The following is a 14,949-nucleotide window of genomic DNA, read 5'->3' as shown; positions in this document are numbered from 1 at the left end:
GGAGTTATAGAAATGGCTGTACCAGTACACCTCTTTTTGAAAGACGATGGCGGAGCAATGATCCGTGGCGGTTCTGATGTTGCAGACCGTGAAGGAAGTATAGAGCTCAGGGATCTGATTCATAACCTGAGCATTCCAACAGATGATGCAACGGGTAAACTTACAGGTACAAGGCAACACTCAGCTTTCAGTTTAACAAAAGCAATTGATTCATCTTCACCCTATCTATATAAAGCAGTCGCTACAGGTCAGACGCTTCATAGTGCTGAATTAAAGTTCTACCACATCAATGATGCTGGTCAGGAAGTGGAATACTTCAACATCCTTATGGAAGGTGTGAAAGTCATTTCAATAACTCCAATAATGCATGATACAAGAGATTGTCCCGGTACAGGTCACATGGAAAATGTATCTTTGCGATATGCAAAAATCACCTGGAAAATTCTGGACGGAAATATTCAGTACACTGATGCCTGGAACGAACGCCCTACAGCCTATGCGTAAAAACGAGCAGCGCCTCTCGGCGCTGCAATAGTTTACGCTGATGCCCAAACAGCAGGGCGCAGCCTGCTCAGGCTAAATAAGACCGATCCCGTTGAGGCAATCACCGCAATCCACAGCGCCAGATGCACGGCCCGGTCATCAAGCGTTTGATGATCTGACCCTGTAGTCACAGCCAGCAGCACCCCCACCACGGCGGCGCCGAGACACTGGCCGAATGTCCTCACAATCGACAACACGCCGGAGGCATAGCTGGCATATTCCCGCGCGACGTTAGCGAGCATTTCCCGGTTATTGGGGCTCTGGAAGCAGCCAAATCCAATACCGCATACCAGGCTGCGCAGGCAGATATTCCACACGGAAGGATTCTCCGGCAACGTGGCCAGCAGGACCAACCCACCGACAAAGACGATAAGCCCGAGGGTCGAGATCAGCGGCGCGGAGATCGTATCCGCCCAGCGACCCGCGTGGGGCGCGATCAGCACGATGCCAATCGGCCACGGGGTAAACAGCAGCGCCGACACCACCGGGCTGTAGCCATACACGCTCTGAAACAGGAACGGCAGCGCGACAAACGTGATCCCCTGGCTCACAAACGACGCCAGCGAGGTCAGCGCGGCGAGGGTGAAGCGCCCGTTTCTGAACATCACCGGCGGCAGTAACGGATGTTGCGCGCGCCGGATACGCCAGGTAAAGGCGAAGGCGCCGACCAGCGCGAGAACGCCCCAGCAGACGGCCTCCTGGTTAATGTGTTGCGTCACGTGCTGAAGGCTGTCGGCCAGCATGATCGCTGAACCTAACAGCACGGCGGAGAGCACGGCGCCCGGCGCGTCAAAGGGAGTGCGGTCAGCGGCCGATTCCCGCGGCAAGGCCCGCCATGCCAGCAGAAGGGCGATGCTGCCCGGAATAAGGTTAATGGCGAACAGCCATTGCCAGCTTAGGGCGTCCAGTATTGTTCCGCCGAGCACCGGGGCTATCGCCGTGCTGGAGGCGATAAGCAGGGCGTGCAGCCCCAGAATACGGCCCAGCAGTCGGCCCGGAAAAACGGACCGCAGGATCGCCGGGGCGATGCTCAGGGTCGCCGCGCCGCCGATGCCCTGCAGAATTCGCATCCCGGTTAACATTTCCGGCGTTGTTGCCAGCGCGCAGCCGAGCGAGGTGAGCGTAAAGGTGGCAAGCCCGGCAAGAAATACCGGGCGATAGCCCACGCGCGCCGCCAGCGCCGCGAAGATGGCCAACGTCATCGCCGCTGACAGCAGATAACCGTTGGCGAACCAGACCGCTACGTTCGCGGGGACCTGCATCGCGCTTGCCATGGAGGGGAGCGCGATGTTGATCATGGTACCGTCAAAAACGCCCATCAGCGTGGTGGTCATAACGGCGGCCATCACCCTGGCGCGTTCATGTCCGGGTAAACCTTCATCGCCGGGCTGGTTTGAAAAGAGCGTCATCGTCGTTACTCCGAAAAAGAATCGTGATGACGAAACTATAATCATGCGGTATACAGTGCGGAAGACGCAGCATTTGCACTTAATCAATGCGTGTAACGCCATATCTGAGGAGCCATCGTGTCCGATCCTGATTTTAACCTTCTGGTTGCGCTCGATGTTTTGCTGGCAGAAGCCAGCGTGGCGGGCGCGGCGCGACGTTTGAACCTGAGCACCTCCGCCATGAGCCGCACCCTGAGCCGGTTGCGGGAGGTGACCGGCGATCCGATCCTGGTGCGGGCTGGTCGTCATATGGTGCTGACGCCCTGGGCCGAAGCCACCCGGGACCGCGCCAGAAGCGCCGTGCACGAGGCGAGGGCGGTGCTGCAGCCCTCCACCGACGCGCTGAAGGTGGAAAACCTCGAACGGCTGTTCACCATCCGGGCCAACGACGGTTTTGTGGTGGCGTTTGGGCCTCTGCTCATTGCTGCGGTGGCGAGCGTTGCGCCCGGGGTGTGCATCCGCTTCTCACCGAAACCGGAAAAAACGTCGCGCTACTTGCGGGAGGGACTTGTCGATCTGGAGATTGGCGTGCAGGGCAACATGGGGCCAGAAATACGGCTGCAAAGGCTTTTCCAGGATCGGTTTGTTGGCACGGTGCGCAAGGGGCATCCGCTGTCAGAGCAGCCGGAGGTCAGCCTGAGTGACTATGTCGCCTGGGGGCATGTGGTGGCCTCGCCGGACGGATCGCTGCACGGGTTTGCCGATGAGGCGCTGGCGGAGCGCGGGATGAAGCGCAAGGTCGCCAGCGTGGTGCCCGGTTTTCCGACGGCGTTATCCGTGGCGCTGGCCTCCGATCTGATTGCCATGGTGCCAGCGTTATACCTGCTCAATCAGGCGATGACCGAGCGCGTGCACGTCTTTGAACTGCCCTTTAAGACCCGCACTATTACGGTATCCCAGATGTGGCATCCGCGCATGGAACGGGACCCGGCGCATCGCTGGCTCAGGGAAAAGGTCCTTGAGGTGTGCCGCGCGGTTTGCTGACGCTCAGAGCACTTTCCCCGGCACGGTGAGGATGAAGCGCGTCGACACCGCATCCGATTCCACGCGGACTTTTCCCTGATGTGCGGTGACGATGGACTTCACGATGGCAAGCCCAATGCCGCTGCCTTCGCCTTTACGCTGCCTGGACGGATCGACGCGATAAAAACGGTCAAACAGCTTCGGCAGATGCGCCGGCGGGATCGGCGTGCCGGGGTTTTCTGTCACCAGCTCAACGTCGTTATCCTGTTTTCGCAGTGAGACCGTCACCGTTTTGCCCGCTGGCGTATAGCGCAGGGCGTTAGATAACAGATTATTGATGGCCCTTCTGAACATCTGCGGATCGCCTTCTATCAGGCAGGGCATCCCGTTAAACTTCAGCGCGATGTGGCGTTCTTCCGCCCAGGCTTCGAAGAAATCGAAGACTTTCATGACCTCGGCGCTTAAATCAAACATCACCCGGTCAGGGATGAGCTGATTGTTATCCGCCTGCGCCAGGAAAAGCATGTCGCTGACCATGCGGGTCATCCGGTTGTACTCTTCCAGGCTGGAGTACAACACATCCTCCAGCTCCTTCGGAGTGCGGTTCTGACTCAGCGCGATTTCCGTTTGCGTCACCAGGTTGGTGATGGGGGTTCTGATTTCGTGCGCGATGTCGGCGGAAAAGTTAGCCTGACGGGTAAAGACATCTTCAATCTTTTCGATCATCTGGTTGAAGGAGATGACCAGCTGCTCCAGCTCAACGGGTACGCGGGACGGCTCCAGTCGTGCATCCAGATTTTCAGAGGTGATGTTTTTTATGGCGTTGCTGACGTTACGCAGAGGCAAATGTCCCTGGCGCACCGCGATGCGAATGACAAGGATAATCAGCAGGCTGATAACCGCCGCAATCGCCAGGAGATTCTTTTTCAGCGCCTCAAGATAGTGGAGATGAAAATTAATGGAGAGCCCGATCAGCATGACGTAGTCCTGGGTTTTTCCCTGCAGCGTCGCCGTGCCTGAAGAGGCGATAATCCGGTAGGTTTCCATTTTCATGTCGGACCCGGCGTGCATGGGGTTGGCCGGGTCTTCTACCGTCCAGAGAAACACATCCTGTGCGCGACGGTGTTCGCTAAAGTTCGCCGTGTTCATTGCCGGGCGCAAAGCCGCCCCTTGCGCCGAGCTGAACAGGGTATTGCCCTGCGGATCCAGAAGCAGGACGGCCACGTTGCGGTAGCTGGCGATCGACTCTTTAATCTTGCTGATTTTCTTTTGATCGGGATCGGCCGGTGATTGCAGTATGCGGTGCATCGCAGTGCTGATTTGCTGCAGATCGCTGACATCCTGCTCGGCGAAATGCTTTTCAACGGAATGGAGCATAAACCAGGTAAAGGCGAAAAAGGCCAGTATAGTGGAGAGACTGATAAGAAAGGTCAGCCGCAGGGCAAGAGAAAAGGGGCGCCGGGGAAGCTTAACGTGCATCCGGCACCTCCAGCATATAGCCCACGCCGCGCACCGTCTGGATCAGCTTCGGTTCAAAATCGTTATCGATTTTCGCGCGCAGCCGCTTTACCGCCACGTCAATCGCGTTTGTGTCGCTGTCAAAATTCATGTCCCACACCTGGGAGGCAATCAGGGAGCGGGGAAGCACTTCCCCCTGATGGCGCATGAAAAACTCCAGCAGGCTGAACTCTTTGCTGGTTAACAGGATGCGACTTCCGGCCCGGCTGACCTTTCTCGACACGAGGTCAACCGTCAGGTCAGCCACCTGAAGCTGGCTTTCCGCGATCACCGTATTTCCGCGTCTTAACAGCGTCCTTACCCTGGCGAGCAGCTCGGCAAAGGCGAAAGGCTTAATCAGATAATCATCCGCGCCCAGCTCCAGCCCTTTAACCCGATGTTCAATCGTACCGAGAGCCGTAAGTAACAGAATGGGCATCCCTTTGCCCGCAGAGCGGAGCATACGGACAATGTCCCAGCCGTTCACATCGGGCAGCATGATATCCAGAATCAGCAGATCGTATTCAGCGGTCATGGCGAGATGGTAGCCGTTCAGGCCATTATCCGCGTGGTCTACGACAAACCCCGCTTCAGTCAGCCCCTTACTCAGGTACTCACCGGTTTTCATTTCGTCTTCGACGATCAGTATTTTCATCGTGCTCCCCAGAATGGCTGCTGATGACATTCTATGGCGCCCGCGACCGTTCACAATGACTTACGTTAAAAATGACAACATTGTCATTATCCTGTCACCCGTCAAACAGGATGTGTTCCGTAGAGTAGCCCTAAAAATACTCTGGACTTCATCTGGACCGTTATGTTCCTGTTAAAACGACTTAGCATCAGTACGGTATTTATCCTGGCAGGCTGCGTCTCGCTGGCCCCTGAGTACCAGCGCCCGGCGTCACCGGTACCTCAGCAATTTTCACTCTCGCGCAACGGCCTGACGCCCGCGGTGGCGGGTTATCAGGACACCGGCTGGCGCACCTTTTTTGCCGACCCGCAGGTAGCGGGGCTGATTACGGAAGCCCTGAATAACAATCGCGATGTAAAAATGGCCGCCCTGAAGGTTGAAGAGGCGCGGGCGCAGTTCAACGTGACGGATGCAGACCGTTATCCTCAGCTGAATGCCTCTTCGGGTATCACGTACAGCGGCGGGCTTAAAAGTGACAAACCCACCACGCAGCAGTACGACGCGGGCCTTGCGCTTAGCTATGAACTCGACTTCTTCGGCAAGCTGAGGAACATGAGCGAGGCTGACCGACAAAACTATTTCGCCAGCGAAGAGGCCCGTCGCGCGGTGCATATCCTGCTCGTCTCTAACGTTTCCCAGAGCTATTTCAATCAGCAGCTGGCGTATAAACAGCTGCGTATTGCGCGGGAAACGCTGACAAATTACCAGCAGTCTTATGCGTTCGTTGAGCAGCAGCTGGTGACGGGCAGTACGAACGTCCTGGCGCTGGAACAGGCCCGGGGACAGATCGAAAGCACGCAGGCAGATATTGCCAAACGAGAGGGAGAGCTGGCGCAGGCCAATAATGCCCTGCAGCTGGTCCTCGGCACGTATCGCGCGCTCCCGGGCGACAGCGGCATGAATGCCGGCGATGTCGCGCCGGTAAAACTGCCTCCCCATCTTTCCTCAGCGATACTGTTACAGCGCCCGGATATTATGGAGGCGGAATACCAGCTTAAAGCGGCCGATGCGAATATTGGCGCCGCGCGTGCCGCCTTTTTCCCGTCCATATCACTAACCAGCGGGCTTTCCACAGGTAGTACGGAATTATCCAGCCTGTTCACGTCAGGGAGCGGGATGTGGAATTTTATTCCTAAAATCGAAATTCCCATTTTCAATGCGGGCAGGAATAAGGCCAACCTGAAGCTGGCTGAAATTCGCCAGCAGCAGTCGGTTGTTAATTACGAACAAAAAATTCAGTCCGCCTTCAAACAGGTTGCCGACGCGCTCGCGCTGCGGGACAGCATTAACCAGCAGCTTGCTGCGCAACAGCGGTATCTTGATTCGCTACGCATCACCCTGCAGCGGGCCAGAGGGTTATATTCCAGCGGTGCGGTCAGCTATATCGAAGTGCTTGATGCGGAACGTTCTCTTTTCTCCACGCAGCAAAATATTCTCGACCTTATTTATGCCCGGCAGGTTAATGAAATTAATCTTTTCACCGCGCTCGGCGGCGGTTGGGTCGAATAACGTTATTTAATTAAACAGGAAAATAAACATGCGCAATTCACTTAAGGCTGTTGTATTCGGTGCGATCTCTATTGTGTTTTCTGCTGGCCTCCAGGCTGAAGTTCATCAGCACGAGGGGATGAGTGCTGCCAGCGAAGGGAGCTCAGAGCAGCTCATCACCGGGACCGGTATCGTGAAGGACATTGATCTCACGAATAAAAAAGTCACGATTTCTCATGAGGCCATCCCGGCGATTGGCTGGCCCGCGATGACCATGCGTTTCACCTTTATTCAGGCCGATGAGAGCATCAACGCCTTAAAGGTCGGCAGTCACGTTGATTTTTCGTTTGTTCAGCAGGGCAATATCTCTTTACTGAAGAGCATTAAATAGCGAGATACGGCATGGCCTCATTAAAAATAAAATATGCTGCCATGATAGTCAGCAGCCTGATTGCGGGAGGGCTGATATCCGTGACGGCATGGCAGGCTTTTCATTCGTCTGAAAAAACAGAAAACAGCGTTTCTGAAAGAAAGGTGCTTTTCTGGTATGACCCGATGAAGCCCGACGTTAAATTCGATAAGCCCGGTAAATCGCCGTTTATGGATATGGATCTGGTGCCGAAATATGCGGATGAAAATGACGATAAAAGCGACACCGGAATACGTATTGACCCGACACAGGTTCAGAACCTGGGATTAAAAACGCAAAAGGTAACGCGCGGAACGCTGAATTATGCCCAGACGATCCCGGCCAACGTCAGCTATAACGACTATCAATTTGTCATTGTACAGGCGCGCGCGGAAGGGTTCGTGGAGAAAGTGTATCCCCTGACGACGGGCGATAAGGTGAAGAAAGGCACGCCGCTGATTGATATTACCATTCCGGACTGGGTCGAAGCGCAGAGCGAGTTTCTGCTGCTATCCGGCACCGGTGGAACGCCAACGCAAATAAAAGGTGTGCTGGAGCGTCTTCGCCTGGCCGGAATGCCGGATGACGATATTCAGAGGATGCGTGCGACCCGAACGATCCAGACCCGGTTTACCATCAAGGCGCCTATCGACGGGGTGATCACGGCCTTTGACCTGCGTACCGGGATGAATATTTCCAAAGATAAGGTGGTGGCGCAAATTCAGGGAATGGATCCGGTCTGGATCGGCGCGGCAGTACCTGAATCCATCGCTTATCTGCTGAAAGATACCTCGCAGTTTGCTGTTTCCATACCGGCTTATCCGGATAAATCCTTCCCGGTTGAAAAGTGGAGTCTTCTGCCGAGCGTGGATCAAACCACCCGTACGCTGCAGGTGCGCCTGCAGGTCTCCAATAAGGATGAACTGCTGAAACCGGGCATGAATGCGTACCTGAAGCTAAATACCCAAAGCCAGGAAATGGTGCTGATCCCCTCCCAGGCCGTAATCGATACCGGCAAAGAACAGCGCGTTATTACGGTTGATGCGGACGGGAATTTTGTGCCGAAAAGGATCCACGTTCTGCATGAAGCTCAGCAGCAGTCCGGCATTGGTAGCGGACTGGAAGAGGGAGAGTCGGTAGTGGTCAGCGGTCTGTTCCTGATTGACTCGGAGGCCAATATTACCGGCGCGCTGGAGCGCATGCGTCACGCTGAAACGGCTGACGGCGCGCATTCTGGCCATTAAGGAGACGATGATGATTGAATGGATTATCCGGCGGTCAGTCGCCAACCGTTTCCTGGTCATGATGGGGGCGCTCTTCCTCAGCGTCTGGGGGACATGGACCATCATCAACACCCCGGTCGATGCCTTACCCGATCTGTCTGACGTTCAGGTGATTATCAAAACCAGCTATCCCGGCCAGGCTCCGCAGATTGTTGAAAACCAGGTCACCTATCCACTCACCACCACCATGCTGTCGGTTCCCGGCGCAAAGACCGTGCGCGGTTTTTCGCAGTTTGGTGATTCGTATGTCTATGTCATTTTTGAAGACGGTACCGATTTGTACTGGGCCCGTTCGCGCGTGCTGGAGTATCTGAACCAGGTTCAGGGCAAACTGCCTGCCGGTGTGAGCTCAGAAATAGGCCCTGATGCCACGGGCGTGGGCTGGATATTTGAGTATGCGCTGGTGGATCGCAGCGGAAAACACGATCTCGCCGAGTTACGCTCGTTGCAGGACTGGTTCCTGAAATTTGAACTGAAAACGATCCCGAACGTGGCTGAAGTGGCCTCCGTCGGCGGCGTGGTGAAGCAGTATCAGATCCAGGTCAATCCGTTAAAACTGGCTCAGTACGGCATTAGTCTGCCGGAGGTTAAGCAGGCCCTTGAGTCGTCTAACCAGGAGGCAGGGGGATCGTCAGTTGAAATGGCGGAAGCGGAGTATATGGTCCGGGCCAGCGGCTATCTGCAGACGATGGACGATTTCAATAACATCGTCCTGAAAACCGGCGAGAACGGGGTACCGATTTACCTTCGTGATGTTGCCCGCGTACAAACGGGGCCGGAAATGCGGCGCGGTATTGCCGAGCTGAACGGGCAGGGTGAAGTGGCGGGCGGCGTGGTGATCCTGCGTTCGGGTAAAAACGCGCGCGAGATCATTACGGCGGTGAAAGATAAACTGGAGACGCTGAAGGCCAGCCTGCCGGAAGGGGTTGAGATTGTGACTACCTACGATCGCAGCCAGCTCATCGATCGGGCAATCGACAACCTGAGTTCCAAGCTGCTCGAAGAGTTTATCGTGGTGGCCATCGTCTGCGCCCTGTTCCTGTGGCACGTTCGCTCGGCGCTGGTGGCGATTATCTCTCTGCCGCTTGGCCTGTGTATTGCCTTTATCGTCATGCATTTCCAGGGGCTGAACGCCAATATCATGTCGCTGGGAGGCATTGCCATTGCCGTCGGCGCGATGGTGGATGCCGCTATCGTGATGATTGAAAACGCGCACAAACGGCTGGAAGAGTGGAATCACCAGCATCCGGGAGAGCAGATTGATAACGCCACGCGCTGGAAGGTGATCACCAACGCCTCTGTCGAGGTTGGCCCCGCGCTGTTTATCAGCCTGCTGATCATCACCTTGTCCTTCATTCCTATCTTTACCCTTGAGGGTCAGGAAGGACGGCTGTTTGGTCCGCTGGCCTTCACGAAAACGTACGCCATGGCGGGCGCGGCCGCGCTGGCCATCATTGTTATCCCCATCCTGATGGGATTCTGGATCCGGGGTAAAATCCCTGCAGAGACCAGTAACCCGTTGAACAGGCTACTGATTAAAGCCTATCATCCGCTACTGATTCGTGTGCTCCACTGGCCTAAAACAACCCTGCTGGCTGCGGCCTTATCCATCTTCACGGTGATCTGGCCCCTGAGCCAGGTGGGCGGCGAGTTCCTGCCAAAGATAAATGAAGGTGACCTGCTGTATATGCCGTCAACATTGCCGGGCGTCTCTCCGGCTGAAGCTGCCGCGCTGTTACAGACAACGGACAAGCTCATCAAAACCGTACCTGAAGTGGCCTCGGTGTTTGGCAAAACCGGCAAGGCCGAAACGGCAACGGATTCCGCTCCGCTCGAAATGGTGGAGACCACTATTCAGCTCAAGCCTGAGGATCAGTGGCGGCCCGGCATGACCATTGACAAGATCGTTGATGAGCTAGACAAGACCGTTCGTTTGCCTGGCCTGGCGAACCTCTGGGTTCCGCCCATTCGTAACCGGATAGACATGCTTTCGACCGGGATCAAAAGCCCCATCGGTATCAAAGTGTCAGGTACCGTTCTGTCGGATATTGACGCCACGGCGCAGAGCATTGAGGCGGTAGCCAAAACGGTGCCGGGCGTGGTGTCTGCCCTGGCTGAACGTCTGGAGGGCGGGCGCTACATTGATGTTGATATCAACCGGGAAAAAGCCTCCCGCTACGGGATGACGGTGGGTGATGTGCAGCTGTTCGTCGCTTCGGCCATCGGCGGGACGACGGTGGGTGAAACGGTGGAAGGCGTCGCCCGATACCCGATTAATATTCGCTATCCTCAGGACTACCGAAACAGCCCGAGCGCGTTGAAGCAGATGCCTCTCCTCACGCCGATGAAACAGCAGATCACGCTGGGCGATGTGGCGGATATCAACGTGGTTTCCGGCCCCACGATGCTAAAAACGGAGAATGCCCGACCTGCGAGCTGGATTTATATCGATGCCCGCGGCAGGGATATGGTGTCGGTGGTGAACGACATTAAAACGGCTATCAGTCAGAACGTAAAGCTGAGACCGGGTACCAGCGTCTCATTCTCCGGACAGTTTGAACTGCTCGAACACGCCAACAAGAAACTGAAGCTGATGGTGCCGATGACGGTGATGATCATCTTCATTCTGCTGTATCTGGCGTTCCGTCGCGTGGATGAAGCGTTGCTGATCCTGATGAGCTTGCCGTTCGCACTGGTCGGAGGAATATGGTTCCTCTACTGGCAGGGCTTCCATATGTCTGTGGCAACCGGCACCGGTTTTATCGCTCTGGCCGGGGTAGCGGCAGAATTTGGGGTGGTCATGCTGATGTATTTGCGTCATGCCATTGAAGCGCACCCGGCGTTATCCCATCGGGAAACGTTCACCGAACAGGGGCTAGATGACGCTCTTTATCATGGCGCGGTGCTGCGCGTGCGGCCAAAGGCGATGACCGTCGCGGTGATTATTGCCGGTCTGCTGCCCATTCTGTGGGGTACCGGTGCCGGGTCAGAAGTCATGAGCCGGATAGCGGCGCCCATGATTGGCGGGATGATCACGGCTCCGCTACTATCGCTGTTTATTATTCCTGCGGCGTATAAGTTAATTTGGTTGCGCAGGCATAAAAAGCCATAAAATAAACCGCCAGTGATGGCGGTTTTTTTACGGGATGAACGCTTAGCGCGCTGTTTTAGCACGCGTCTGGCTGAGAAGCTTGCGCCAGGCACGATTATGCAGAGTAAACAGCAGCATCTTATAGAAGGCAGTGGAAAGGATACAGCTGCCGCTAAGCAGTAGCATGACGGAACTCACTAGCGCCGCGGTCAGACTGACGCCCGGAGCAGCGCTACCGCTCAGCGCGACCAGCAGATAGGCTGCCGTTAATACCAGGCTTATCACCGCCAGCGTAAGGTGTAACCGCACGGCGCGCATGCTGCCTTTGCCAATCATAAACATCGTCACGCCGTTAAGGCCAGCGAACAGAAGGGCGATCAGGACAACCCAGACGAATACGTGTCCCGCTGGCAGGTCGAGTTCGGCGAGTACGCCATACCCCAGCCACAGCTGAGGAATAGCGAAACTGACAATCACCCCGAGAGTACTGATTGCCGCCGGAATACCCATGGTGTGTAAACCCACAGGTTTGCCCATTTCTTCAGCCAACTGAGTCTTTAGCTGTTGCAGCTGTGTCGGGGAGGCATTGCTTATGCTGGTAGCCACCTCGTTACAGTGTTGCAGGCGACGGGATAAATTTCTAATTATTTGAATAATCAACGTTTTGTATCTCTCATTCCTTGAGTGCCGGAATAGGGTAGGGAATAAGCTCATAGAGTGACAGAAATGTCACTCGCCAGTCATGCGATAAACAGTAGCCGGTTTTTATAATTCATTATAAAGAAGGCCTCCAACTGTTGGGCGCTTTAACTTCGGAGATACCGTTATGAAAAAGACTCTTTTATCTGTTATTGCCCTCCTGGCGGTTTCTGCATCCAGCTGGGCGGCAGAGACAAACAGCAACAAACAGGCAGCACTGCCCCATGACATGATGCAAAGCAACACATCGGATTCGAGCCAGAGCATGGCGGAAATGCATAAGGAGATGATCAAAACCCGTCCATGCGGTACTAACGAAACAGCGACGTCGTTTTCCGCGATGAATGAACACGAGAAAGCGGCGATTGCACACGAGACGGCGAATAACGGCCAGTCTTCGGTCAGCCATCAGCAGCAGGCGCAACAACATCGTCGCCAGATGACAGAGAATTAATCCGCTGCTTAGCCTCTCGAGGCCGTAAACCCTCCATCGATCCTGCTGAAGTGTACCGTCTGCATGTGGTCGCGAAAATGGGCGGCACGGCAATTTGAAAACCCGCAGATGACTTAGCGGGTTTTTTATTTCAGCCGAAAAAAGGCCTACAAATCAAAATTTAAAATATTTATACAATTAAGCTTTGATTAATAAATAAACTAACCATTAACAATTGCTTAATTGTTAATTTAAAACAAAAGCGATTTTTCTTTGCCTTTTTCTGGGGGAGGGGTGTTTATTCTGATAATAATTAATCACTTGAGGTATTGCCCTGGATTAAGATGAAAAAACCATCATTGATACTTTACTTATGCTATAAAGTGGCACATTACACCATGTAACCCATGGTGCAGTAAAATGAAATTCCGTATTATTAAAGTCAGTTGCGGGAAGTGATTGCACCACTCATATTTAAGAACGTTCTGATTGCCAGTTATTGCACTGGCTAAAATATAAAATATATCACAAGCAGCTTCTGCCAGATTGAAGCTGGTGGTTTTTTCTTTACAAATATGTATGAAAATAAATGGATTCCAGAAACCATTTCAAAATAGATGGGGCGAACTCCGAAAAGCCAAATGAGTAGGATGACTAATATCGAGGCAATATCATGTCGAATCAAGAGACTATTGTTGGTGGCTGGACGGCTTATCATACGTTGACCGAAAAAGATTGGCAGGTATTTAAAGAAGCCATGGCGGGATTTGTTGGTGTAACGTATGAGCCGCAGGCCGTCTCAACGCAGTTAGTGGCCGGGACAAATTATCGTTTCAAGTGCCTTGCTTCAATTCCGCCTGCTTTAGTGGTGTGGGAGTCTATTGTTGAAATCTTCCAGCCTTTGCAGGGGGCTCCGCATATTGTCGGGATCACCCGAATCTGAACTTTCAATCAATACTGTGTCAATGCGTGATTTAGGAAAACATTCCAGGCTTTGACGGTCTTTTCGTAAATAAGTGCTTTTTATTAACTTGGCTTTGCTTTGATCCACTTATTGAAAGAAGTCGTGAGCTTAAAACACGATTTCCTTGGTATGAAATGACCTGATTAGCCACGGTCAATATGTTTTATATTTAACTGAGTTCTAAGAGTTCACTGCGATCTTAGTAACAGAAAGGGTATTTAATAATGCTAAATCATATTCTACAGGCCGGCACTAATCCGTCGATTAACAGTAATAACATGAAAGCGAGTGCTGATGCCTCAACCACGGCAGCTGTGATTATTCAAAACTATGTAGGCACCATTTTAACACAGGCCGATCTCTCTCTGCCTGATATATTACCCGATCTACCGGAACATCAGGCAAAGGCCAGAGACCATGCCACATCCTGGCGTGATGTCATACAGCCGCAAATGATCTCAACCAATACGGATATTGTGAGCTTCTCTAACAATTTTGATTCCTATTATGATCCTTTGGTTAAGCTGGCGGTAAAAATACAGCAAAACCCTTCGGACACAGCATCAATTAATACTTTTAAACTGGGTGTTCAGCAACTTCAGGCGTTGGTCGCTCAAAAACAAACCGCTACGCATACCGTGGTTAATTCAGTGGGGGGGTTCCAGACCACGCTTGCCGAAGATGCCCGCAATTTCGCCAGTGATTTTTCGACGGCAGAGGCGGCATTAGCCGGTAAAGACGGGCAAATTGCCGCACTGGGGAAACAAATCGACGCTATTAATTCCGCCATGAGTAAAGACTTGACTATGATTGCAGCGGGTTCAACCGCCGCAGTGGTAGGGGGATTAATGATTGCCGTGGGGGCACTGGCGGAAATTGCGACCGCAGGCGTCAGTACCGCACTGATTGTCGGTGGATTGGTGGTCGTTGGAGCCGGTGCTGGTGTTGCCATTGCTGGGGGAGTTGACTATGCCAAGCAAACCAGCGCGCTCAGCACGGCCATTACGACCAGAACAAAACTACAACAACAGTATTCTGCCACCAAAAACGTGAATACGATTGTTCAGAATCTTTCAGGCCAGGCATCTGCTGCGGTTCAGGCCGCGGGTTCTTTACTGGCAGGTTGGCAGACGCTAGAACAGGACTTTATTGTCTTCCAGTCGGCGCTGACCAGCGCGACCCCCGATTTAGGTTATTTCCTGATCGCGCAACTCAATGCGGCGAAAGCGGACTGGGATGACGTTGGCAATCATGCCCGTAAACTCCTGGATTATGGTTCTTTACCGGTCAGCAACGCTTCGGTTACCAGCGGTGGGATCCTGTTACCTAATCCAACGGCGACGTTTGCACGGCTGGCTGCTGCATAGCGTTCATCAATCAGGCCCGTGAGGGTCTGATTGTTTTAACAGAAAACCGGACGCATCGTTTCACGATGAT

At 53.8% G+C, this 14,949-nt stretch carries 13 protein-coding genes and 1 pseudogene; 10 read left to right on the top strand and 4 right to left on the bottom strand.

Annotated elements, in window-relative coordinates; genetic code table 11:
* The first annotated feature begins 12 nt into the window (after positions 1 to 12).
* Positions 13 to 504 carry an Hcp family type VI secretion system effector gene (locus AC0TOY_RS16005; RefSeq protein WP_148768574.1) on the top strand — a complete coding sequence of 164 codons (492 nt, stop codon included), beginning with the start codon at positions 13 to 15 and terminating at the stop codon, positions 502 to 504.
* A 32-nt stretch (positions 505 to 536) separates the two neighbouring features.
* Here AC0TOY_RS16005 and AC0TOY_RS16000 read toward each other — a convergent pair whose 3' ends face one another.
* Complete coding sequence (locus AC0TOY_RS16000; protein WP_473722130.1) at positions 537 to 1,952, bottom strand: MFS transporter; 1,416 nt, start codon at positions 1,950 to 1,952, stop codon at positions 537 to 539.
* Positions 1,953 to 2,069: 117 nt separating this feature from the next.
* Here AC0TOY_RS16000 and AC0TOY_RS15995 point away from each other — a divergent pair, with 117 nt between their 5' ends.
* Positions 2,070 to 2,975: a LysR family transcriptional regulator gene (locus tag AC0TOY_RS15995; protein ID WP_473722129.1), complete on the top strand. Its 906-nt coding sequence runs from the start codon at positions 2,070 to 2,072 to the stop codon at positions 2,973 to 2,975.
* A 3-nt stretch (positions 2,976 to 2,978) separates the two neighbouring features.
* Here the strand turns inward: AC0TOY_RS15995 and AC0TOY_RS15990 are convergent, their stop codons facing one another.
* Positions 2,979 to 4,433, bottom strand: a complete 1,455-nt coding sequence (locus tag AC0TOY_RS15990; RefSeq protein WP_473722127.1) for a Cu(+)/Ag(+) sensor histidine kinase — start codon at positions 4,431 to 4,433, stop codon at positions 2,979 to 2,981.
* On the bottom strand, positions 4,423 to 5,106 hold the full coding sequence (locus AC0TOY_RS15985) for a copper/silver response regulator transcription factor (RefSeq protein ID WP_023311824.1): 684 nt from the start codon (positions 5,104 to 5,106) through the stop codon (positions 4,423 to 4,425). Before AC0TOY_RS15985 ends, AC0TOY_RS15990 begins: the two co-directional genes overlap by 11 nt.
* Before the next feature lie 162 nt (positions 5,107 to 5,268).
* On the opposite strand from AC0TOY_RS15985, the gene AC0TOY_RS15980 reads away from it, so the two are divergent.
* The 4 genes from AC0TOY_RS15980 to silA are packed head-to-tail and all read left to right on the top strand — an operon-like array spanning position 5,269 to position 11,437.
* Positions 5,269 to 6,654 (top strand): efflux transporter outer membrane subunit, encoded by a 1,386-nt coding sequence (locus AC0TOY_RS15980; protein WP_420278287.1) that lies wholly within the window; start codon positions 5,269 to 5,271, stop codon positions 6,652 to 6,654.
* A 28-nt stretch (positions 6,655 to 6,682) separates the two neighbouring features.
* Entirely contained in the window at positions 6,683 to 7,024 is a 342-nt protein-coding gene (gene cusF / locus AC0TOY_RS15975; protein WP_024908525.1) for a cation efflux system protein CusF, read from the top strand.
* Between the two features lie 11 nt (positions 7,025 to 7,035).
* Positions 7,036 to 8,286, top strand: coding sequence for an efflux RND transporter periplasmic adaptor subunit (locus AC0TOY_RS15970; RefSeq protein WP_473722125.1), 1,251 nt, complete (start codon positions 7,036 to 7,038; stop codon positions 8,284 to 8,286).
* A gap of 10 nt (positions 8,287 to 8,296) precedes the next feature.
* Positions 8,297 to 11,437 (top strand): Cu(+)/Ag(+) efflux RND transporter permease subunit SilA, encoded by a 3,141-nt coding sequence (gene silA / locus AC0TOY_RS15965; protein ID WP_473722124.1) that lies wholly within the window; start codon positions 8,297 to 8,299, stop codon positions 11,435 to 11,437.
* 42 nt (positions 11,438 to 11,479) lie between these two features.
* On the opposite strand, the gene AC0TOY_RS15960 is transcribed toward silA, so the two are convergent.
* The gene (locus AC0TOY_RS15960) at positions 11,480 to 11,941 is read right to left on the bottom strand and encodes a hypothetical protein (protein ID WP_473722123.1); all 462 of its coding nucleotides are present in this window, start codon (positions 11,939 to 11,941) and stop codon (positions 11,480 to 11,482) included.
* Positions 11,942 to 12,242: 301 nt separating this feature from the next.
* On the opposite strand from AC0TOY_RS15960, the gene AC0TOY_RS15955 reads away from it, so the two are divergent.
* From AC0TOY_RS15955 to AC0TOY_RS15940, 4 genes and pseudogenes are all read left to right on the top strand, one after another.
* Positions 12,243 to 12,569 (top strand): Silver-binding protein, encoded by a 327-nt coding sequence (locus tag AC0TOY_RS15955; protein ID WP_248164608.1) that lies wholly within the window; start codon positions 12,243 to 12,245, stop codon positions 12,567 to 12,569.
* A 17-nt stretch (positions 12,570 to 12,586) separates the two neighbouring features.
* Positions 12,587 to 12,664 (top strand): annotated as a pseudogene (locus AC0TOY_RS15950) (recombinase family protein); the annotation flags it as partial.
* A gap of 557 nt (positions 12,665 to 13,221) precedes the next feature.
* Positions 13,222 to 13,491 (top strand): hypothetical protein, encoded by a 270-nt coding sequence (locus tag AC0TOY_RS15945; protein WP_024908520.1) that lies wholly within the window; start codon positions 13,222 to 13,224, stop codon positions 13,489 to 13,491.
* 245 nt (positions 13,492 to 13,736) lie between these two features.
* Entirely contained in the window at positions 13,737 to 14,879 is a 1,143-nt protein-coding gene (locus AC0TOY_RS15940) for an HBL/NHE enterotoxin family protein (RefSeq protein ID WP_048991623.1), read from the top strand.
* Positions 14,880 to 14,949 lie beyond the last annotated feature (70 nt).

The sequence above is a fragment of the Enterobacter sp. PL_is379 genome (assembly GCF_055817355.1).
The sequence above is the reverse complement of the archived record's forward strand: the minus strand, read 5'-3'. Positions and strand labels throughout refer to the sequence as shown.

What these genes read in the sequence shown, in the direction of transcription:
- AC0TOY_RS16000 (WP_473722130.1), bottom strand. Translation starts at nt 1,952, where the DNA reads ATGACGCTCTTTTCAAACCAGCCCGGCGATGAAGGTTTACCCGGACAT.
- AC0TOY_RS15980 (WP_420278287.1), top strand. Translation starts at nt 5,269, where the DNA reads ATGTTCCTGTTAAAACGACTTAGCATCAGTACGGTATTTATCCTGGCA.
- cusF (WP_024908525.1), top strand. Translation starts at nt 6,683, where the DNA reads ATGCGCAATTCACTTAAGGCTGTTGTATTCGGTGCGATCTCTATTGTG.
- silA (WP_473722124.1), top strand. Translation starts at nt 8,297, where the DNA reads ATGATTGAATGGATTATCCGGCGGTCAGTCGCCAACCGTTTCCTGGTC.
- AC0TOY_RS15990 (WP_473722127.1), bottom strand. Translation starts at nt 4,433, where the DNA reads ATGCACGTTAAGCTTCCCCGGCGCCCCTTTTCTCTTGCCCTGCGGCTG.
- AC0TOY_RS16005 (WP_148768574.1), top strand. Translation starts at nt 13, where the DNA reads ATGGCTGTACCAGTACACCTCTTTTTGAAAGACGATGGCGGAGCAATG.
- AC0TOY_RS15970 (WP_473722125.1), top strand. Translation starts at nt 7,036, where the DNA reads ATGGCCTCATTAAAAATAAAATATGCTGCCATGATAGTCAGCAGCCTG.
- AC0TOY_RS15955 (WP_248164608.1), top strand. Translation starts at nt 12,243, where the DNA reads ATGAAAAAGACTCTTTTATCTGTTATTGCCCTCCTGGCGGTTTCTGCA.
- AC0TOY_RS15945 (WP_024908520.1), top strand. Translation starts at nt 13,222, where the DNA reads ATGTCGAATCAAGAGACTATTGTTGGTGGCTGGACGGCTTATCATACG.
- AC0TOY_RS15940 (WP_048991623.1), top strand. Translation starts at nt 13,737, where the DNA reads ATGCTAAATCATATTCTACAGGCCGGCACTAATCCGTCGATTAACAGT.
- AC0TOY_RS15985 (WP_023311824.1), bottom strand. Translation starts at nt 5,106, where the DNA reads ATGAAAATACTGATCGTCGAAGACGAAATGAAAACCGGTGAGTACCTG.